Source organism: Shewanella decolorationis S12 (assembly GCF_000485795.1).
Classification (GTDB): Bacteria; Pseudomonadota; Gammaproteobacteria; order Enterobacterales; family Shewanellaceae; genus Shewanella; species Shewanella decolorationis.
The window spans coordinates 58,891-78,822 of the sequence record NZ_AXZL01000004.1; the positions used below are offsets into that span (position 1 = coordinate 58,891).

The window sequence follows — 19,932 nt, forward strand, 5'->3', positions numbered from 1 at the left end:
AGTCCAACGATTTGCCGTCTCGATATCGACTCGCAGCACCACATGCAGATGATTAGACATCACGGCAAAGGCTGCGATATCAATGGCAAAAACCGCTTCAAGTTCAAACAATAATGACTCTACCCAATCACGGCGATGGTCATAGTTTTTACCCGAGTAACTATCATCACCACATAAAAATGCCCGCCGCACCACGCGGCTACAGCAATGATAATAGGGCGTGTCTTCAAGACTTATCTGAGTTCTGCGAGGGCGCGGCATACAAACCTCCATGTTTAATGCTTAACCAAAGCATAGTCGGAGGTTAACTACCGCGCTATTAAGGCTGGGTGTCCAGTTTTTGCTATCCAGTTTTTGCTACATAAAAATGCACGCCGCACCACGCGGCTACAGCAATGATAATAGGGTGTGTCTTCAAGACTTATCTTGCTTCTGCGAGAGCGCGGCATACAAACCTCCTTTTTCAAAGCTTAACCAAAGCATAGTCGGAGGTTAACTAACGCGCTATTAACGTTGGGGTGTCCAACTTTAAAATAGGGTGTCCAACTTTAAAATATTAAATTGCGCCTTCAAACCCGAGCTGACGCCAGGCTTCGTAGCTGATAATCGCCACGGCATTGGAGAGGTTGAGGCTGCGACTGGTGGCCGCCATCGGAATGCGTAATCGCTGCTCGGTTGGGATTGACTCGATAATCGACATAGGTAAACCGCGGGTCTCTGGGCCAAATAACAGCACGTCATCCTTAGCAAAACTCAGCTCAGTATGTGGGCGGCTACCTTTGGTGGTACAGGCCATAATGCGTTTGCCTGCCATGGCATCGAGGAAGGCGTCGAAGTTTTTATGGCGAGTCACATTGGTTAAATCGGCATAGTCTAAGCCCGCACGGCGTAGCTTTTTCTCTTCAAAATCAAACCCTAGTGGCTCAATTAGATGCAGCTGGCTGCCGTTGTTTGCGCAAAGGCGAATGATATTACCCGTGTTGGGTGCGATTTCTGGCTCATAGAGTGCGATATGGAACATGCTTGTCCGCCTATAAAAAATGACGCCCGATTATACGGCAAACAAGCCTTAAGCACAGCTCTGCGTGCGCATATCTACAGCGGCATAAACGCTAGTCCATTTTCTTTTCTCCCTATTAACCTTATCTCAGCACTTGCCTGTTTTATTCTCTCAAAGTAACATATCTCAATATCAAGATACTTTTTAAGAAGTCATTATGCCGTTTGTGATTGCGTTACTCGCCCCGGTGTTTTGGGGGACCACCTACGCACTGGTGAGTCTTTACTTACAGGATATGTCGCCCTACTGGGTGGCGGTTTGGCGTGCGCTGCCTGCGGGTATATTGCTGCTGATGCTGCGGCCACGTTTGCCGACGCTGGCATGGTCTAAATTAAGCTTACTGGCGTTTTGTAATATTGGCGCCTTCTTTGCGCTGCTGTTTATTGGCGCCTATCGGCTACCCGGCGCCGTCGCGGGTACGCTGGGTGCGACATTGCCATTAATCTTTTTGATCCTCGCTTGGCTGATTGATAAAAAACGCCCGGGGATGAAGTGGCTACTGCTCGGCTTAATGGGTCTCGGTGGTGTGATTTTATTGCTTAATCCCTCGGCGGATCTCGACCCGATTGGTGTCCTGTGTATGCTGAGCGCGACAACGTTGATTGCCTTTTCTTCCCGCTGGATGCAGCGCTGGGATGTGGGCGACTTTTTAGTGCTCACCGCTTGGCAATTACTCTTGGGGGGATTGATGTTGATCCCGCTGGCGTGGTTTATGGCGGGGCCGCCACAGATCCCGAGTATGGATGTAGCTCCCTCATTAATCTGGCTAGTCACCGCCAATACCGCGGTGGCTTATTGGGCTTGGCTCTGGTCAATGCGAAATTTAGGACCAGAAATCATGGGGATGGTGGCTTTAGTCAATCCCGTGGTTGCCGTATCATTAGGCGTATTGATTGTGGGTGAAGCCTTAGATATGCGCCAGTGGGCAGGGATTTTAGTGATTTTACTGTCGCTACTGCTGATGAAGTTGCCGCAAAACTTGAGGTGGAATCCCTTAAAAGCGAGGGGTTAGATGCTAAAACACTTAGACTTAAACTTACTGCCCGTACTGGAAATTCTCCTCGAGGAGCAGAGTGTCACGGCCGCGGCGGCGCGGCTGCATTTAAGTCAGTCGGCGGTGAGTAAGCAACTAACTCGCCTGCGCGAAGTGTTTGACGACCCCTTATTCGAACGCACCGCCTACGGTCTCAAGCCGACGCCCAAGGCACTGTCGCTGGCGCCCGACTTACGCCAATGCTTACAGCAATTAGCGCAATTTACTCGACCAGATAGTTTTGAGCCCGCCCTAAGCCAACGTCAGTTTCGAATGCATCTGGTCGAGACGACTTATTCGCTGACCTTTCCACACTTTATGCCTTCGCTTTTAGCGCAGGCGCCCGGTGTGAGCATTAATTGCCAAACCTGGCGGCTGGATACCATGGAAAGATTGATGCGCTGCGATATCGATCTCGCCATAGGTTGCCGCGAATGGGATGAACGTTCGCCCATGCATGTAAACCATATCCCGGACGATCTCCACTATGTTGAATTAGTGCAGGATTATACGGTTTGCCTGATGCGCCGTGACCATCCTGCATTAGCGCAGGAGTGGAATCTCGACACCTTTTTAAGCTATCGCCAGTTGCAGGTGGCCTTTGGCGGCTTGGAACATTGGTTGTTAGACGATGTGCTGCAAATCCAAGGGCGTAAACGGGATATTGCGGTGAATATGACGGATTTTCAGAGTGCGCTGGCCCTGTGCGAGCATAGCGATTTGATCCTCTGTGCCCCTTCCCGTTATGCCTTAGCTGTGATGAAGTCGTTTGACCTTATGTATTTACCCTCACCGATTAAGCTGATCCCCGGTGCGTATCTGCTGATGTGGCATAAGCACTTCGAGCACGATCTCAGCCATAAATGGTTGCGGGAACTAATTATTAACAAAGTCAGCGCCTCGCTTTCTAACTAACTTCTGCTCCAGTGTTTAGCCAAGCCTGTAACTTGGGCAAAATCGCCTGTCCATCGGCTAGGCCTTGCTGATATACGGCGGTCACTTTATCGATATTGCGGTCAAGTCGCGAAAGATTAAGTGGCGCAGCAGGGCGGATCACAAAGGACTGGCCGCTGGTAACACTCTTGGCGAGTTCCTCGAGGGAGTGGTTATAACGTTGGTGACGTACTTTTAGCGCAGCGGCCACTGCTGGATATGGTTGATAACGCTTGCGAGCTAACCAATTGAACTTCATCGGCGATTTTCGATAGCTTGCATCTTGAGTCAGGATCACCACCTGGCGCGAGTAGCCCTCTTGCTGCGCCTGCGTGACCGGAATGGGGGCGGCGATGCCGCCGTCGAGGTAGGTTTGGTGGTTTATCGGGTAGGGATTGGCCATAAAAGGCAGGCTCGAGGAGGCGATAAGCACGTCGAGCAATTTGTCGTGCTCCTGAAAATCCGCCATGCCAAAGAAATCTGTCCGTCCTGTCTGGCAATTAAATGCCCCGACCTTAAACTCAGTACCGCTCGTTAAAAAGGTTTTAAAATCAAAAGGCAGTAACTCATAGGCCATACGCTTATAGGTAAAATCGGTATTGACGTAATTCCCCGTGGCTAACCAGTGGCGTAGCCCCATGTAGCGCTTATCCCGCAGATATTGCTGCTGAATTTTTAAATTGCGGCCAAATTGGCGTGAGACATAAGAAGCGGGATAAATCGCCCCCGCCGATACACCAATCACATAGGGGAAGTGCAATTGTTGCTGCAAAAAGGCATCTAACACCCCGGCGGTATAAATTGCCCTCAGGCCGCCGCCCTCTAACACTAAGGCCACATCTTGCATTACATTACTACTACTTAATCAAATGGATAAAACAGCATACTCTAACTCACCTGATAAATGAAACGCGTGCCTACGAGTGCTTAGGCGGGGATGGCAAATCTTGGCGTGAGCTCGCAGGCGTTGGGCTGAACCAGTGACGCTGGGGTCGGGCTAAAATCCATCTGGCTAAAATATTGGCTGAGTGCCGCTATGGCTTCTTTCACCTTGGCGGGCTGTTTGTCCCGCGCCGAGGTCACGCTGTAAACGCTGTAGGTGCGTAGCGACCACTCGGGTAAAAGGGTTACCAATTGGCCAGATGCAAGATATTGATGCACTTCGGGCTCTGGCAACACGGCAAAGCCCAATCCATCGAGGGTGAGTTGGATCAGCGTCTGCATATTGTTCACGCTGATACGCTGGGCTGGAAGCTCGATTCGCTCTTGAGTCTGTAAATGGGTTAAGAACTCGGGCTTAGCATAACTGTGGCTGATGCGATTGAGCCCTTGTAAGTCGTCAGGATGTTGTAGGCTCTGATGCTGGGGAATACAGCTCGGGGCGGCACACAGCAGCATGCGCCAATCCGCCAACGGACGAGCGATAAGATTCGAATCCGAAAGGGGGCCGATGCAAATCGCCAGATCGATTCCTTCGTTGACTATATCGATTGGGCCGTCCTGCAATTGCAGATTGAGGCTGATCTGCGGGTGAGCCGCCAATAAATGCGCTAATGGCTGGCTGAGTAAACCACCGCCAAAGCCCACTGGCGCGGCGATTTTAAGCTCCCCCGAAGGCGTGCCCTTTAATGCATGCAGCTGATGTTCGGCGCTTTCTACTATTTTTATGATTTTAATGCAGTTTTCATAAAATAATGTGCCTGCCTCTGTGAGTGTCAGGTGGCGGGTATTACGGTGAAATAGACTAATTCCCATTTCCATTTCAAGTTTTGCGACTTGTTGGCTCACCGCCGATGAACTCAGATTAAGCTGTGTTGCCGCAGCGCTCATAGAGCCTTTTTCCGCGATGGCGGCAAACACGATCATGCCCTTGACCATATTTCTATTCATTCTTAAGCAACTCTTACAAGTGATTACTCAAAGTCTAACTTGAGCCGATTGTAACATAGGGATACATTGCCGTATTGAAAATTATTATCATTTACGGACGTTCAAGGGAGATTTGTTGGTTATGTTGTTACGTCGTAAAAAGATCCTCGCACAGCTAGTTTCTGCCGCATTATTGCTACCAGCCACTCAGGCTTTGGCGGATGCCGCACCCGATCAAGACAAGATGATGGAAAGGATTGTCGTCACTGCATCGGGCTTTGAACAGCAAGTGCGTGACGCACCTGCGTCGATTAGTGTTATCACCCGTGAGGATCTCGATACACGTTTTTACCGTGACTTAACCGACGCCATGTTAGAAGTGCCCGGCGTGGTGGTGACTGGCGGTGCCGACCGTCGGGACATTAGTCTGCGGGGCATGGGCAGCCAATACACGCTGATTTTAGTTGATGGTAAGCGTCAGTCTTCCCGCGAGACCCGCACCAACAGCGATGGTCCGGGTGTTGAAGGCGCTTGGACGCCGCCGCTCGCCGCAATCGATAGGATTGAAATTGTCCGCGGCCCCATGTCATCCCTTTATGGCTCCGATGCCATTGGTGGGGTGATCAACATTATCACTCGAAAAGTCCCCAATGAGTGGCAGGGGGAATTACGCCTCGACACCACGCTGCAGGAGAAGTCGGACTCAGGCAATGTGTATCAGGGCAACTTTTTTGTGAACGGTGGCTTGATTAAAGATCTGCTCGGCGTGCAGTTATACGGCCAATACACTCAACGTGAAGAAGATAATATCTACGGTGGTTACCGAGGTCGCGATGCGGATAATCTCACAGCCAGATTTGCCCTCACGCCTAACCAAGACCACGACATTATGTTGGAAGTCGGCATCGCCAACCAAGAGTTGGATAGCACCTTAGGGAAAACCGTTGCGCCATTGGCACCGGGCGCCAGTTGTGGCCGCGGTGGCTGCCCTGCATCGTCGACAACAGAGTATGAAAACAGCACCATTTCGCTATCTCACACCGGACGTTGGGACTTTGGTACCTCGGATACTTATATCAAGCACGAAGTGTACGATAACAAGTCCCGCAAGATGAAAATCAAAAATACCGATGCTCAAACCAGCCTGATCGCTACCTTAGGTGAAAGCCATACCGCCACTTTTGGTACTGCTTTCAATTATCAAGATCTGACCGATGAAACTGGCAATCAGGTCAGTGACTTAACCGATATTAGTCGCCGACAATGGTCGGTGTTCTCAGAGGATGAATGGCGTATCGTCGATAATTTTGCCTTAACCTTAGGCCTGCGTTTAGACGATGATGAAAACTTTGGCGACCACCTCAGCCCACGGATTTACGGCGTCTGGGGGCTGACTGAGCACACTACCTTAAAAGGCGGTGTGTCGACGGGCTTTAGGGCGCCGAGCCTGAGGCAAACTGTGCCCGATTGGGGGCAGGTGAGCCGAGGCGGCAATATGTACGGTAACCCGGATTTACAACCCGAAACCTCAGTGAACTATGAGTTAGGCATTTACACCGATCTCACCGATTCCATTACCACCAGTGCTGGCGTGTTCTATAACGAGTTTGAGGACAAGATCACCCGTGTCGCTTGCCCTGCGACTCAATGTACCGATGGGCCAAACCAGTTTGGCGCTAATCCCACCACTTATGTGAATATCGATGAGGCGGTCACCCAAGGGGTTGAGCTGAGTATCGACTATAAAGTCCTGAGCAACTTAGCCCTAACGGGTAACTACACTTACACAGATTCAGAGCAAAAAACGGGCGCCTACAAAGGGAGTCCATTGAATCAATTGCCTAAACATCTGGTGCAATTGTCGGTTAACTATGAGCCTGTAGATAAGTTAAGCACTTGGCTGCGGGTTAACTACCGTGGCGAAGAGAGCCAACCAACCACTGGGCCTTCTTCAAGTAGTTTGATTGCGCCTTCCTATACGCTGTTAGATTTAGGGGCCAACTATCGCGTTAACGACAGCATTAAGTTCAGCGCGGGTATTTATAACGCTTTCGATAAGGAAATCACCCAAGAAGAATATGGCTACATCGAAGATGGCCGTCGTTACTGGTTAGGTGTGACTTATAGTTTTTAATTTTTTAAAAAAAACAGTGGCTTATAAAGAAGCTAGCACCTAGCTGGCTTCTTTTTTGATTATTCAATATTCGGTTTACGAATAAACAGGATGCTGAGATCTTGTTTTGGCGTGAACTGTTTTTGTTGGAATTCAAAGGTGAGTGGATCGGTTTTTTTAAGCTCGCCATCAAAACACAAGCTAATGAGATCTGTGGGCTGGGATTTTTTCAGCGTCAGTTTGAAGTCCTTAATCGACCCTTGCCAGTTATTGGCCGTCACCAAAATATAGCTAAGATGGCTCCACTCGACGCCAATCTCCTGATCTTCACCGTCTTGTTTAACGATAAGATTTCGCTTACGAATGCCTTGCTTGGCGCTTTCATCTAAACAGGCAAGTTCAGTGTAAGTATCGATAATACTGCTGGCGGTATCGGGCACGCCCGTTGAGAGGCTCGGGGTGTAACTGTGGCTGATGGCAACGGCTTTACCTGCGGGAAAGGTTTGTTGCCACACAAAGTAGTCACTCAGGGTAAAGGCGATTTGCTGGTCCTCATCCAACCATTCCTTGGGGAGCGCGGGTTTGCCCTTGGGGACTTCGCCATACTCGGCAAAGTAAGCGACTTCCTCTACGCCCCAGCCGAGTTTTTTAAGCTCTAGTGAAATATCCGTCTTATCGGCAAGTTGGGCAACGAGCCTGTGCTGCGTTGGTTGGGGTTTGCCATTTACTTTGAGGGTGAAGTTATCGATGCTGCTGTGATCGGCGGAGCCAAAAAACATCGGCGGCATAGGGAAGGCGATAGGGACGGTAAGATCCTGTGAACTGGTGTTGGTAAACAGATAATCGACCCTGACTTCGGTCTCGCTGATAAAGAGCGACTCCTTGTCCATACTGATATGTGGTTGATATTTAAGGGTGATAGAACCATTCGCATCGCCAAAACTGCTGTCATTGGCTAAGGCTGCCGTGCTCAGCAGCGCGAGTAAACCGCCCATTAAGGCGCGAACATGGATTGGCATAAACATCTCAAAAGATAGCAAAAAAGGATTAGGTGCGGCGGGCAAGCTCAATGGCTGCGGCGATGGCGTTGCGAGCCTGTGGGCTGTTTTTCCAACAAGTGGTGCGTAGCATGCTAGCGACGAGGTTGGCGATATCTTCGACCTCATGCTCGGCTAACTGGGCGAGTGAGCTAATACCGATTTCTTCAAAGCGTTTAATAACAGTCGGGCCAACACCTTTAACGGCGAGTAGTGCTTGTTTTTCTTGCTCATTAAAACCCATAACGAATACTCCTTTATTACTGGGCGACAGACTCATGCGTGAGTGGTGGCAAGCGTAGCCTGAAATGGCGCTAACAAAAAGGCCCATCATGGGCCTTTTGTGGTTCAACCGATATTTACATATCGCAGGGCTTGAGTGGCTTACGCAATTGGGCGCGCACGTTATCCATGCCGGCGTAGAACTCTTTCATCATTAACAGGCCCATCATCTTACCGTTATCTGTGATGATCAGATTATCGGGATCGGTTGGGTCGTTCTTGATGGCGCCAATCAGTTTCATCGAGGTCATTTCCTTAAACAGGGCTGTGTCTAAGTTAACGCCAAAGGTTTCGCGGAAGTATTTGCGCGATAGACGGCCAGAGAACATCCCCAGCAGGAAGCGATACTGCATCACATCCTTTTTACTGTAGTTTTTCTGTTGCTCGACGCCCATCTTGCCTGCGGCGATCCGCTCTTGGTATTTACGCAGCGAGAAAGTGTTGACGTATAAAGTGTCGTTCAAGAAGCTAAATGAGCCTGAACCCACCCCTAAATACTCATCGTAATCGATAACATATTCGTCGAAGCCTTCGTCATTCGCCTTACCAAAGGCCCATGCAGACAACTGATTATATTGACCATTTAAACGGTTTAAGATCTGGCGATATTGGTTGGCCATATCCGCCTGTGGCGCTGCCAGTTTACCTTTAACACTCTTACGCGTTTGGTGCGTGATCATCAGCGGATAGGTGGTGATCTGTCTGGGGTCGAGGCGCGAGGCCATGTCTAAGTCGTGCTGGATCACTTCATCGGTTTGACCGCGGAAGCCAAAAATCAGGTCGACGTTGATAATGGGGAACAGCTCTTTGGCCGCCATGATCTTGTCGAAGGTTTGCTGACCTGTGCCGAATTTTTCGAGGCGATCGGTCATTTTTAAAATGTCGTCGTTAAAGCTTTGGACGCCGATGGACATACGATCCACTAAGCCCTTGAGTTGCTTAAAGCCTGGGCTGTCTAAATGCTGTGGATCCGACTCGCAAGACACTTCTTTAATGCTTGGGAATAGGGTCTTGGCATGCTCAATCGTACGGGCGAGTTCGTCTTCTAATACTGTGGTGGTGCCGCCGCCAATGTACATAGATTCAAAGTCATAGCCTAAGGCTTTGACCATCTCCATCTCTTTACGCAGAGAGATAAAGTAAGCGCGCGCCTTATCTTCCTTAAACATAAAACGGTGGAAGGTACAGTAAGAACACAAGGTATGGCAGAAGGGCACATGGGCATAAAGCATGTACTTTTTACCTTCGACCGGGGCGGGCATGATGTCGGCGGAGAGCGTATCGAGGCGAAGATTCTTATCGACATAATACTGCATGACTCGTTCCATCGAGCTGAGCATCCAGTTAGGGACGGTAATATTCGCTTGATAAGGCGTTGCGATCGCGCCATTGAGCGTTTGAATAACAGAAGACATAACGATTCCTATCTGAGAGTGCTAACCGTAAACACCGAAATTGCTTTAGGTAATTCACGACCACCTAGCGCAATTAGACTACCTCGTATGGAGTAAGCAAAACGTGAACTGGTTATAAGTTACGGTTTCCTAACAAGGAAATCACTGGCTTTTTGTTAAGCAGATCATGTTTTAGTAAACATAGATGCATATTTACTGAGGTTTTTGGTTGTTTGTTATTGAATTTGAGCGATTAACTTTAGTGCTCAATCGAAAGACTGAAATGATAAAAAGTTGAGCTTCTTACTTGTGGGCGCTTTGGCTTGTGCTGAGGGTGTCTGGCTGTCATTATCCCTGCGGACATTGCTTAATCTCCCCAAACTGCCTGAAATCTTGGAGGATCCCCATTGGTTAATATCAACCGCTTTTTTCCGCTATTTGCCTTACTCGGGGCGGGTACGGCGTATTTGATGCCCGCATGGTTTAGCGGATTGAAAACCAGCATAGTGCCGTTGCTGGTGGTGATTATGTTATCTATGGGACTGACCTTAGATGTGCGGGATTTTGCCAATGCATTCAAACAGAAACGTGCCGTTATCACTGGCTTAATCTTGCAATTTACCCTGATGCCCTTAAGCGCCTTAGCCATTAGTTTACTATTAGGGCTCAATCGGGAATTGACCATAGGCATGGTGTTGGTGGGGAGTGTGGCGGGGGGCACGGCATCGAACGTGATTTGCTATTTGGCCAAGGGCGATGTCGCCTTATCTATCACTATGACTGCGCTATCGACCTTAGCGGGGGTGGTGCTCACGCCGTTGATTATTGAGCTATTAATCGGTGAGATGGTCGCCATTCCTTTAATGGATATGCTAGTCAGTCTCGTTAAAATCGTGCTTATCCCTGTGACTGTGGGTGTGGTGTTGAATCACTTCTTTAAACCGCAGGTGGCTAAACTTGCTCCCGCATTACCCATCATTTCTATCGTGGCGATTGTACTGGCCATCAGCATTATTGTGGCCCTAAATGCAGGGCAATTTTCGCAGGTGGGGCCTGTGATTTTACTCGCTGTGTTTCTACATAATGGTTTGGGACTCGCCTTGGGTTATAGCTGCTGCCGCTTGCTCGGCTTTAACCATACAGTGTGTAAAACCATTTCGATTGAGGTGGGGCTGCAAAACTCAGGCCTTGCGACCGCATTATGCATCAAGTTTTTTAGCCCGCTCTCCGCCGTCCCCAGCGCAATTTTCTCGATTTGGCATAACCTTTCAGGCGCCCTGCTGGCAGGATATTGGGCGAGCTTAGAGCAGAAGAAACAGAGCGATGTGTTGGAATAAACCATTAGATGTTTATTTAAAGCTTATGCATTGCTCTAAAAAAGTTTGGCCTAACATCTTGCGATATTAGGCCATTGTAACGACTTAGCTGACTCGAATTAGAGTCTAAAATGCGAGACTACACCTGTTAACTGTTCTTTCGTGGCGGCCAAAGAGGTCGCGCTATTGAGGGTTGCTTTACCGCTTTGATTTAACTCTTCAACCATTTCGCGAATGGTATTCAAGTTACGATTAATCTCTTCACTCACGGCGCTTTGTTCTTCGGCGGCGGTGGCGATTTGATTGCTCAATCCATTAATATCAAATACATAGGTCGTTAAGGTTTCAAGGCTTTCAGTCACCAGCGTGGTGGTGTCCGCTGCGTCTTGACAACTCTGTTTGGTCTCATCCATTGCGCTAACGGCTGAATTGGCGCCATTGCTTAGTCGCTCTAACATCTGATTGATCTCAGCTGTGCTCGCTTGGGTGCGAGCGGCAAGGGCGCGTACTTCGTCGGCGACGACGGCGAAACCACGGCCCAGTTCACCAGCGCGGGCGGCTTCGATGGCGGCATTAAGTGCGAGTAAGTTGGTTTGGTCGGCGATATCTCCAATCACATCTAAGATGGTGGCGATATGGCGGGTGTTTTCATTCATTTCCGCTATGTTGTGTGCTGCTACATCAACTTTGCCGACCAGCGCGATAACCGTCTTTGCCGCTTGCTCGACAGCCTTTTTCGACTTATCAGCCTGTTCATTTGCCTGTTGGGTAAAGCGTGCGGCGGAGGCTGCATCACTGGCAACATTATGGGCAGTTGCACTCATTTCGGTCATGGCCGTAACCACTTGGTCGGTTTCTAGCGCGTGGGTTTGCAATGCATGGCTATTGGCATTGGACTGCACATTCAACTGACCAATTTGATCCGACATATGTTCTGAGGCCTGGGCAATATCGGAAATCATATGGCGCAAGTGGTCAATCACTCGGTCCAGATCGGCGCCAAGCGCGCAGAGTTCGTTTTGCCCACTGATTTGAGTCTTCTGGGTGAGATCGCCAGCAGCAAGGTGCTCTACGACGCGCTTGATTTGATTAACGATATTGACCAAACGTCTGCTCATTAACAGTGCACTTAACAGGGATGCGACGATAGCGATTAGGATTAAACCAAGCAGTAATACCTCGGTAGTATTCACCTTGTCTTCAGCCTGTTTGCCAAGTTCATGATTGCGTTGGGTGATCAATTTAACTAATTGATTGATCTCATTGCTAACTTTGGGCCCAAGTGCGCCACGTTCTGGTGTGAGTTCAGGCTCGGTGCCCATTTGTTTGGCGTAGGCCAACTCCTGCTGATAGAGACGCACATATTGCTCTATTTGCGGCAATAGCGTGCGGATCGTTCTGCCATCTTGTCCCATAAAATCGGTGTTAAATCCTGCGAGTTGCTCAACAAGTTGCTGCACATTGCGTTGCTGCAAACTGATGGCGTCACTGTTATGGACTAAGGTGGCTAAACGCAACTCGAAAAAAGCTTCACGCACACTGGTGAAGGTTTCGGCGAGCTGGGTATTGTTTACTAGTTTTATACTAGTGTCATTGAGTTCGGTAAAACCCCTATAGGAGGAAATACCGATAATGATCAATAAAATACTCGCAAACACTGAGGGCAGCGCCGTCAATGTGCTGGTTTTGGCATTGTTAAACATGGTGGCCTACTGGGGTATAAAATCAAGAAGGGTGTAATTGAATTACATAAGTAGCTAGTTTAGCTCCTTGGCTAACCGTTCTGCAACGCGCTTTCTTAATGTGATAATTGCTAATCTAATGTTTTATAAGGATTTGTTTGTTTCCTGTTAGCATGGGATAGCCTAACAGTTGTTATATGTTATGTAATTAAAGTTCAGTATGTTTTCATCGTATTGATTTTAATAATTAAAATGCTGATAGTTACAGTTCATACTACAGTGCATTAACAGTCATAAAGATGATTGTGAAGGAAATCCCAAAAACTCATAAAGCTCTGCGACTATCTTTATCTGTCACTAAAGTCATCGCATTTGTCCCCTAATGTCCCATGTTTTTTATGCCATTCCTGATGAATATGCGCCGTATCACAAAGTAATAATCTGAAATGTAAATGATATCGATTATCAATTGTGATTAAGGTTGTTTTAATATAGATTGTCGGCATTTTTAGTTAATACCTTTTTATCAATGAGTGCCGTCGAGGTTTTTATGGAATGCAGGGCGTTTAAAAAAAGTGCAATTGCCGCAATGGTTTCGAGTTTGTTGATATCTTCAGCTTATGCGGGCGTGGACGCGGAATCTTCTGAACCGATTGAAAAAATTACTGTTTATGGTGAGAAAATCGAACGTAGTCTTAAGGATACGACTTCCTCTATTTCGGTGATTGATAAAGAAGCGCTCGACAGCGGTCAATACCAATCTACTTCAAGCGCTTTATCTGAAGTGCCGAACGTTGTCGTGCTAACGGGTGCAGTACCGGATATTCGTGGGGTTTCTGGCAATGGTTCAGCCTCGGGATTTAACTCTTTTACTGGCGGTGCTCGGGCAAGGGTTTCTACCTTAGTTGACGGTGTCGCAGAGCCTTTCGTGGCCGATCTTACCGGCGATACTGGCCTGTGGGATATCCAGCAAATTGAGGTGTACCGCGGCCCACAATCGACGATTAACGGTCGTAACAGCATTGGCGGCACAGTGTTTATTAAAACAGAAGACCCAACCTTTGATTGGCAAGGGGCGGCTCGTGTTGGTTACCGCAATCAAGATAACTTTATCGACAGTGCGGTGATGCTCTCTGGTCCTATCCTTGATGATGAGTTGGCATTTAGGGTGAGTGGCCAAAATGTAACTGGCCAAACCTACAATAAAGGTTTGGAGTACGAGACTAATCCTGCCACCTTTGACCAAAATGAACTGCTTACCAATCGCTGGCGCGGTAAATTCCTGTGGCAGCCGAGTGCGATTGAGGATCTCAAAGTGCTCTACAGCTTTTCATATAATGATGAGAAAGGTGACTCAGGGCGTAATTATTTTACCGGTGATGATCCTTGGGCGTTTAAACCCATTTTTCAACGTTATATCGAGACTAAATCGACGACTCACTCAGTCAAAGCCGATTATGACCTCGGTGAAGGGCGCGCCTTAGATCTTATCGTTGCCTATATGGACTATGACTGGGGCTTTGAATCCTATGAGGCCCTTGCCACGGCGCAGCAATATGTGGATATGAACGACCAGAGTTACACCGTTGACGGCAAATATAGCTTTGGCCTAAAAGATAAAGATTTCAATGGTTTTGTTGGTTTAGCCTATTTTAAACGTAGCCAAGATTTTGGCAGTACGGGTAGCTCTGTCTACAGTGGTGATGACAGCACTAAGTCCACCTCTATTTATGGTGAAATGACCTATGGGCTTGCCGACTCGCTCTGGGTCACAGTCGGTGGCCGCGTGATGCGTGAGGAGCAATTGCGTAACTTCAATATGCTCTATCAAGGCAGTCAATTGCAGGAAAAACTGGATGATGCCAACACTGTCACCCTGCCGAAGTTAGTGTTGCAGTATGCGCTGAATGACAGCACAACTTTGGCGGCTAGCGTACGTCGTGGTTATAACTCTGGCGGCGGTGCGTTATCGTTAGTCGAAAGTGAGTATTACTACTACGATGAAGAGTACGTCAACACCTATGAGCTAAGCAGTCGCAGCACCTTTATGGATGGTGATGTTAACTTAAGTGCTAACCTGTTCTACAACGATTTTGACGGTTACCAAGCGTCTAATAGTGCTCGCAAAATTACCAATATCGATAAAGCCGTCAGTTACGGGGTTGAGGCTGAATTCAGCGCTATGCTTACCGAAAACCTGCAGTTTATTTCGGGCGTAGGGTTACTCGATAGTGAAATCAAACAAGCGGATCCTAGCTATGGTGACATTATCGGCAATCAGCTGAACTCGGCGCCGCATGTGACCGCCAATGCAGGATTAAAATATTGGTTGGGCGATGCGTTTTCTTTCGGGTTTTCAGGCAACTATGTGGGTGAGTATTATGCGGATATCAATAATACCGAATCACGGGTGGCTGGCGATTATGTGGTTGCTCGCCTAAGCCTTGATTACCAAACCGATAGCTGGAGAATCAGCGGCTTTGTAAACAACCTATTTGATGAGCAAGCGTTGACAGTAAATGAACCCGCTAGCCGCAGTTATCCCGATGGTTATGCGGCGATTATCGATCCTAGAAATCTTGGTGTCTCTGTGATGTACCGCTTCTAAGCGCTCGATTTAGTGTACTTATTTTATCCATAAAAAAACCTCCACAGCATGCTGTGGAGGTTTTTGTTTTCAGCGACTTTTACTCTTTATATTTCAAAGTGCCGTTGGCTTTGATTTCGTCGTACCACAGGTTGTGGTGTTGGGTTGCCCAGTTTTCATCACAATAACCAGACACCATACACTCCATACCGCCTTCAGACATTACCGTTGCCATGAAGATATGCACGATAGAGAAAGCGCAGATCACGATGGCACTCACTGAGTGCAATACCAGCGCGATTAAGCTTAGGGTGCGGCTAGGTTCGAAAAGATTTGGGAACAGTAACAACATACCTGATGCTGAAATGATTAACCCGAACAGAGCGAAGGCCCAGAACCACATTTTTTCACCGGCGTTAGCAAAACCTGCATCAGGGTGCTTACCTTTGAAGGGACCAAAGTTAATGTAACCACCGACAACGAGGAACCACTTCACGTCGTACATTTTTGGCAGCTGGTTCTTCGCCCATAACACTGTCATCAATGCCCAGCCGATCATAAACGGAATCGCCATCACATCGTGGATTTGCTTCGCGCCATAGACTATGGCTTCCCAGATGCCTTCGCCCAACCAAGGTTGGAAGAAGAAACGACCCGCTAACAAAGTTAAGCCCGTTAAAATCAACATTAAGCACGGGATTGCGCCTAACCAGTGGATTGAAACGTCGAACTTTGACCAGCGATACACTAGCTTGCCCGAAAAACCATGGTGTAGCTTGGATATGCCGTTCACCTTGATAAATAAGACAAAGATAATGATCATGCCGAATAGCGCTGCCATTAAAGCGGGCGCTAACCAGTCGCTACGCAGCTCCAGCACGCGCAGATCATAGGTATTGATCGGCTGTGCGTGGAACTCGCTTTGGGAGGTAGTGTATCCCGTGGCGCCGTCCTTCAGCTGTGCCCAAATTTGGGCATCAGAGGCTTGAGGTTGGAGCGCTTGTTCATCACCACCATTGGCTAGACACACGGCACTAAACAGCAGTGCTATGGCTAAACCTATGTGTTTGAACCATTTGTTCATCATACATCCTCTCTCGCTTAGTGGCGCCTGCTAGCAGGCGCCAAGCTAAGTCTGTGGACAGATCCTGTGACCTGAATTAATTCCAAGCCGCGTTTTTAGCGCCACGGTAAGCCACACGCTCACGGAAGATGCTAGAAACCACTTCTGCATCACCCGCTAACAGTGCCTTAGTCGCACATAGTTCTGCGCACATTGGCAGTTTGCCTTCGGCAATACGGTTTGAACCGTACTTCTGGCGCTCTGCCTCTGAGTGGTTTTCTTCTGGGCCACCGGCACAGAAGGTACATTTATCCATCTTACCGCGGCTACCAAAGGCACCTTTTTTCGGGAACTGTGGTGCGCCAAATGGACAGGCGTACAGGCAGTAACCGCAACCAATACAGGCATCTTTGTTGTGTAGCACAATGCCGTCTTCGGTTCTGTAGAAGCAGTTTGCTGGGCAAACCGCCATACATGGCGCGTCTGAGCAATGCATACAGGCGACAGAGATTGAAGCTTCACCGGGTTGACCATCATTGATAGTCACCACGCGGCGGCGTTGGATACCCCACTCGAGAGCGGAATCGTTTTCGTTTTTACATGCGGTGACACAGCCGTTACATTCGATGCAGCGCTTGGTATCACACAAAAATTTCATTGTAGCCATAGTGGCAATTCTCCTAGCTTAAGCTGCACTTACGCTTTAACGATCTGACAGAGCGACGCTTTGGTTTCCTGCATTTGAGTCACAGGGTCATAACCATAGGTCAGTGCCGTGTTAGCGGATTCACCGATAACGTAAGGCACAGTGCCCTCTGGATAGTTAGGCGCTAAGCTTTCACCGTGCATCACACCCGCAAAGTGGTATGGCATAAAGGTCACACCTGGTTTAACGCGTGGCGTTACCAGAGCTTGTACTTTAATGCGGCCACCTTCGGCGCCCTCTAACCACACAAACTCACCGTTGCGGATACCGCGGTCGGCTGCGTCACCTGGGTTGATTTCAACAAACATTTCCTGTTGAAGCTCAGCCAGCCATGGGTTAGAACGAGATTCTTCACCACCACCTTCGTATTCCACTAAACGACCAGAGGTCAGTACCAGTGGGTACTTGCCACTGAAGTCTTTCTCTTGGATTGACTTGTACAGTGTTGGCAGACGATGAACTTGCATATCGTCGTAGGTTGGGTACTTAGCCACTAAGTCACGGCGTGCTGTGTATAACGGCTCGCGGTGAACTGGCACTTGGTCTGGGAAAGTCCAAACAATACAACGGGCTTTTGCGTTACCAAATGGAATACAACCGTGCTTGATTGCCACGCGCACGATACCGCCTGATAAGTCGGTCTTCCAGTTACGGCCTTCGGCTTCGGCTTTTTCTTCCGCTGTCAGGTCATCCCACCAACCGAGTTGCTTCAGCAGCTTATCGGTAAATTCTGGGTAACCATCTTGGATCTCGGCACCTTTAGAGAAAGAGCCTTCAGCCAGCAGGTTTTTACCATTGTATTCAACGCCATAACGAGCACGGAAGTTACCACCGCCGTCTTTAACGTGTTTGGATTGGTTATACAGAATTTGGGTGCCAGGGTGTTTAGCTTCTGGTGTGCCCCAACATGGCCAAGGTAAACCGTAGGTTTCGCCCTTCGCTGGGCCGCCGGCGGCTTCGAGCGTTTTGTTGCTGAAAGTGCCCCAGTTTTGGGTGTGCAGCTTGATACGCTCAGGGCTTTGACCTGTCATACCGATGGTCCACATGCCGCGGTTGATTTCGCGGGTGATCTCTTCGATAACCGGTAAGCCGTTTTCTTTGGCGATGCGTTTAGTGTATTGCTCGGCGATACCGAGTTTTTGCGCTAAACGGTACATGATTTCGATGTCGGTTTTTGACTCGAATAAAGGTTGGATAACCTGCTCACGCCATTGGATAGAACGGCCTGAGTTAGACACTGAACCTTGAGTTTCAAACTGAGTCGCAGCAGGTAACAGATACACGCCATTCTTACGACGGTGCATAACACCCGCCATGGTTGGGAATGGGTCGACAACCACTACTGTGTCCATCTTGTCTAGTGCATCACGCACTTCACGTTGACGGGTTTCAGTGTTGACCGATTGACCCCAGAAGAAGGCCATACGGATGTTGTCTTTCTGAGCCAGCTTGCTCTTGTCTTCTAACACGCCATCGTGCCAGCGAGAACAAGGAATACCTGGGGTGGTCATTGGATCTTTGCCTAAGTAGGCGTTTTGATCGAAGCGGCTCTTCACCCACTCCATATCCAGATCCCACACATGGGTCCAGTGAGTCCAAGCGGCTGAGGTTAAACCGTAATAACCTGGCAGGTTGTCGAACAGCAGACCTAAGTCGGTCGCGCCCTGTACGTTGTCGTGGCCACGGAAAATGTTAGTACCGCCGCCAGAAACGCCCATGTTGCCTAAGGCTAATTGCAGAATGCAGTAAGCACGGGTGTTAGCGTTACCAACGTGGTGCTGAGTACCACCCATACACCAAATCACAGTACCTGGACGGTTTTCTGCCATCAGTTTTGCGGCTTGATAAACCACTTCTTCGCTCACGCCAGTGATATCCGCCACTTCTTTAGGTGGGAACTTTTTCACTTCTTCGCGGATGGTTTCCATCTCGAATACGCGTTGTTGGATAAAGGTTTTATCTTCCCAACCGTTTTCGAAAATGTGCCATAACATACCGTAGATAAAGGGAATGTCGGTACCTGGACGAATCGCGCAGTGCAGATCTGAGTGCGCTGCAGTGCGAGAGAAACGTGGGTCAACAACGATAATTTTCGCGTTGTTTTTCTCTTTAGCGATCAGAATGTGTTGCATTGATACTGGATGCGCTTCCGCTGGGTTTGCCCCGATCAGGAAGATGGCATTGGCATTCTGAATGTCGTTGAAAGAGTTAGTTTGCGCACCGTAACCCCAAGTGTTAGCAACACCGGCTACCGTGGTAGAGTGACAAATACGAGCAGAGTGGTCGACGTTGTTTGTGCCCCACATGGCCGCCAGTTTGCGGTACATATAGCAGCCTTCGTTAGAGAACTTAGCGCTACCCATGAAGTACACAGAGTCTGGGCCAGACTCTTTACGAATGTTGAGCATTTGGTCGCCCACTTCGTTAATCGCATCTTCCCAAGAGATTTTTTTCCACTTGCCATCAACCAATTTCATTGGGTATTTCAGGCGTTTTTCACCGTGGCCATGCTCACGCAGTGCAGCGCCTTTCGCGCAGTGACCGCCGGCATTGAATGGGTGATCGAATGCGGGTTCTTGACCTGTCCACACGCCATTTTGCACTTCGGCATACAGACCACAACCCACAGCACAGGCACTACAAATTGTACGTTTAACTTCGATTGGCGCATCGTGTGGCACATCTTTGGCTTCTGCACGGCGCATCATGCCTGTACCCAACAGAGAAGCGGCTGCGATACCACCGGTAGTAATACCTGCTTGCTTCATAAATTGACGACGGCTAATGCCTAACGTCGGTTTGTCGGCCACTTGGGCGACATCGGACTTGCGAGTTAACTTCATCGCTGACTTCTCCT

General features: G+C 48.8%; 16 protein-coding genes and 1 pseudogene. 5 read left to right on the forward strand and 12 right to left on the reverse strand.

Going from position 1 to position 19,932, the window contains the following annotated elements; all coding sequences use genetic code 11:
* From SHD_RS22180 to trmL, 3 genes and pseudogenes are all read right to left on the reverse strand, one after another.
* Positions 1-261: transposase (locus SHD_RS22180; protein WP_459538776.1), on the reverse strand; the 261-nt coding region annotated here is incomplete at its 3' end.
* 98 nt (positions 262-359) lie between these two features.
* Positions 360-449: pseudogene (locus SHD_RS21920) on the reverse strand (Mobile element protein); the annotation flags it as partial.
* Between the two features lie 107 nt (positions 450-556).
* The gene (gene trmL, locus SHD_RS00680; protein WP_023265386.1) at positions 557-1,021 is read right to left on the reverse strand and encodes a tRNA (uridine(34)/cytosine(34)/5-carboxymethylaminomethyluridine(34)-2'-O)-methyltransferase TrmL; all 465 of its coding nucleotides are present in this window, start codon (positions 1,019-1,021) and stop codon (positions 557-559) included.
* A 196-nt stretch (positions 1,022-1,217) separates the two neighbouring features.
* Here trmL and SHD_RS00685 point away from each other — a divergent pair, with 196 nt between their 5' ends.
* Both SHD_RS00685 and SHD_RS00690 read left to right on the forward strand, forming a co-directional pair.
* On the forward strand, positions 1,218-2,072 hold the full coding sequence (locus SHD_RS00685; RefSeq protein WP_023265387.1) for a DMT family transporter: 855 nt from the start codon (positions 1,218-1,220) through the stop codon (positions 2,070-2,072).
* A complete protein-coding gene (locus SHD_RS00690) occupies positions 2,073-3,008 on the forward strand; it encodes a LysR family transcriptional regulator (RefSeq protein ID WP_023265388.1) in 936 nt (311 codons plus the stop codon). It begins immediately after the preceding gene.
* Here the strand turns inward: SHD_RS00690 and SHD_RS00695 are convergent.
* Positions 3,001-3,873, reverse strand: a complete 873-nt coding sequence (locus SHD_RS00695) for a patatin-like phospholipase family protein (protein ID WP_023265389.1) — start codon at positions 3,871-3,873, stop codon at positions 3,001-3,003. The two genes, SHD_RS00690 and SHD_RS00695, sit on opposite strands and share 8 nt — an antisense overlap.
* 80 nt (positions 3,874-3,953) lie before the next feature.
* A complete protein-coding gene (locus SHD_RS00700; RefSeq protein WP_023265390.1) occupies positions 3,954-4,916 on the reverse strand; it encodes a LysR family transcriptional regulator in 963 nt (320 codons plus the stop codon).
* 121 nt (positions 4,917-5,037) lie between these two features.
* On the opposite strand from SHD_RS00700, the gene SHD_RS00705 reads away from it, so the two are divergent.
* On the forward strand, positions 5,038-7,029 hold the full coding sequence (locus SHD_RS00705; RefSeq protein WP_023265391.1) for a ligand-gated channel protein: 1,992 nt from the start codon (positions 5,038-5,040) through the stop codon (positions 7,027-7,029).
* 59 nt (positions 7,030-7,088) lie between these two features.
* On the opposite strand, the gene SHD_RS00710 is transcribed toward SHD_RS00705, so the two are convergent.
* The 3 genes from SHD_RS00710 to SHD_RS00720 all read right to left on the reverse strand — a co-directional run bounded on the left by SHD_RS00710 (position 7,089) and on the right by SHD_RS00720 (position 9,742).
* Complete coding sequence (locus SHD_RS00710; RefSeq protein ID WP_084294807.1) at positions 7,089-8,027, reverse strand: DUF4424 domain-containing protein; 939 nt, start codon at positions 8,025-8,027, stop codon at positions 7,089-7,091.
* A 28-nt stretch (positions 8,028-8,055) separates the two neighbouring features.
* Positions 8,056-8,289, reverse strand: coding sequence for a hypothetical protein (locus SHD_RS00715; protein ID WP_039976964.1), 234 nt, complete (start codon positions 8,287-8,289; stop codon positions 8,056-8,058).
* Between the two features lie 115 nt (positions 8,290-8,404).
* Complete coding sequence (locus SHD_RS00720; RefSeq protein WP_011624451.1) at positions 8,405-9,742, reverse strand: coproporphyrinogen III oxidase family protein; 1,338 nt, start codon at positions 9,740-9,742, stop codon at positions 8,405-8,407.
* Between the two features lie 386 nt (positions 9,743-10,128).
* On the opposite strand from SHD_RS00720, the gene SHD_RS00725 reads away from it, so the two are divergent.
* Positions 10,129-11,058 (forward strand): bile acid:sodium symporter family protein, encoded by a 930-nt coding sequence (locus SHD_RS00725; protein WP_023265394.1) that lies wholly within the window; start codon positions 10,129-10,131, stop codon positions 11,056-11,058.
* 98 nt (positions 11,059-11,156) lie between these two features.
* Here SHD_RS00725 and SHD_RS00730 read toward each other — a convergent pair whose 3' ends face one another.
* Positions 11,157-12,740 (reverse strand): methyl-accepting chemotaxis protein, encoded by a 1,584-nt coding sequence (locus SHD_RS00730; RefSeq protein WP_023265395.1) that lies wholly within the window; start codon positions 12,738-12,740, stop codon positions 11,157-11,159.
* A 529-nt stretch (positions 12,741-13,269) separates the two neighbouring features.
* Between SHD_RS00730 and SHD_RS00735 the strand changes: the two genes are divergently transcribed.
* On the forward strand, positions 13,270-15,327 hold the full coding sequence (locus tag SHD_RS00735; RefSeq protein WP_039976991.1) for a TonB-dependent receptor: 2,058 nt from the start codon (positions 13,270-13,272) through the stop codon (positions 15,325-15,327).
* Between the two features lie 79 nt (positions 15,328-15,406).
* Here the strand turns inward: SHD_RS00735 and SHD_RS00740 are convergent, their stop codons facing one another.
* The 3 genes from SHD_RS00740 to SHD_RS00750 all read right to left on the reverse strand — a co-directional run bounded on the left by SHD_RS00740 (position 15,407) and on the right by SHD_RS00750 (position 19,918).
* Positions 15,407-16,390, reverse strand: a complete 984-nt coding sequence (locus SHD_RS00740; RefSeq protein ID WP_011627525.1) for a formate dehydrogenase subunit gamma — start codon at positions 16,388-16,390, stop codon at positions 15,407-15,409.
* Between the two features lie 76 nt (positions 16,391-16,466).
* Positions 16,467-17,036 carry a formate dehydrogenase FDH3 subunit beta gene (gene fdh3B, locus SHD_RS00745; RefSeq protein WP_011627524.1) on the reverse strand — a complete coding sequence of 190 codons (570 nt, stop codon included), beginning with the start codon at positions 17,034-17,036 and terminating at the stop codon, positions 16,467-16,469.
* A gap of 29 nt (positions 17,037-17,065) precedes the next feature.
* On the reverse strand, positions 17,066-19,918 hold the full coding sequence (locus SHD_RS00750) for a molybdopterin-dependent oxidoreductase (RefSeq protein WP_023265398.1): 2,853 nt from the start codon (positions 19,916-19,918) through the stop codon (positions 17,066-17,068).
* Positions 19,919-19,932: the final 14 nt, after the last annotated feature.

Bases quoted from the DNA above. Each gene is read 5' to 3' on its own strand.
- SHD_RS00735 (WP_039976991.1), top strand. From the start codon at position 13,270: ATGGAATGCAGGGCGTTTAAAAAAAGTGCAATTGCCGCAATGGTTTCG.
- SHD_RS00720 (WP_011624451.1), bottom strand. From the start codon at position 9,742: ATGTCTTCTGTTATTCAAACGCTCAATGGCGCGATCGCAACGCCTTAT.
- SHD_RS00730 (WP_023265395.1), bottom strand. From the start codon at position 12,740: ATGTTTAACAATGCCAAAACCAGCACATTGACGGCGCTGCCCTCAGTG.
- SHD_RS00685 (WP_023265387.1), top strand. From the start codon at position 1,218: ATGCCGTTTGTGATTGCGTTACTCGCCCCGGTGTTTTGGGGGACCACC.
- SHD_RS00715 (WP_039976964.1), bottom strand. From the start codon at position 8,289: ATGGGTTTTAATGAGCAAGAAAAACAAGCACTACTCGCCGTTAAAGGT.
- SHD_RS00690 (WP_023265388.1), top strand. From the start codon at position 2,073: ATGCTAAAACACTTAGACTTAAACTTACTGCCCGTACTGGAAATTCTC.
- SHD_RS00750 (WP_023265398.1), bottom strand. From the start codon at position 19,918: ATGAAGTTAACTCGCAAGTCCGATGTCGCCCAAGTGGCCGACAAACCG.
- SHD_RS00700 (WP_023265390.1), bottom strand. From the start codon at position 4,916: ATGAATAGAAATATGGTCAAGGGCATGATCGTGTTTGCCGCCATCGCG.
- SHD_RS00695 (WP_023265389.1), bottom strand. From the start codon at position 3,873: ATGCAAGATGTGGCCTTAGTGTTAGAGGGCGGCGGCCTGAGGGCAATT.
- SHD_RS00710 (WP_084294807.1), bottom strand. From the start codon at position 8,027: ATGCCAATCCATGTTCGCGCCTTAATGGGCGGTTTACTCGCGCTGCTG.
- SHD_RS00705 (WP_023265391.1), top strand. From the start codon at position 5,038: ATGTTGTTACGTCGTAAAAAGATCCTCGCACAGCTAGTTTCTGCCGCA.
- fdh3B (WP_011627524.1), bottom strand. From the start codon at position 17,036: ATGGCTACAATGAAATTTTTGTGTGATACCAAGCGCTGCATCGAATGT.
- trmL (WP_023265386.1), bottom strand. From the start codon at position 1,021: ATGTTCCATATCGCACTCTATGAGCCAGAAATCGCACCCAACACGGGT.
- SHD_RS00740 (WP_011627525.1), bottom strand. From the start codon at position 16,390: ATGAACAAATGGTTCAAACACATAGGTTTAGCCATAGCACTGCTGTTT.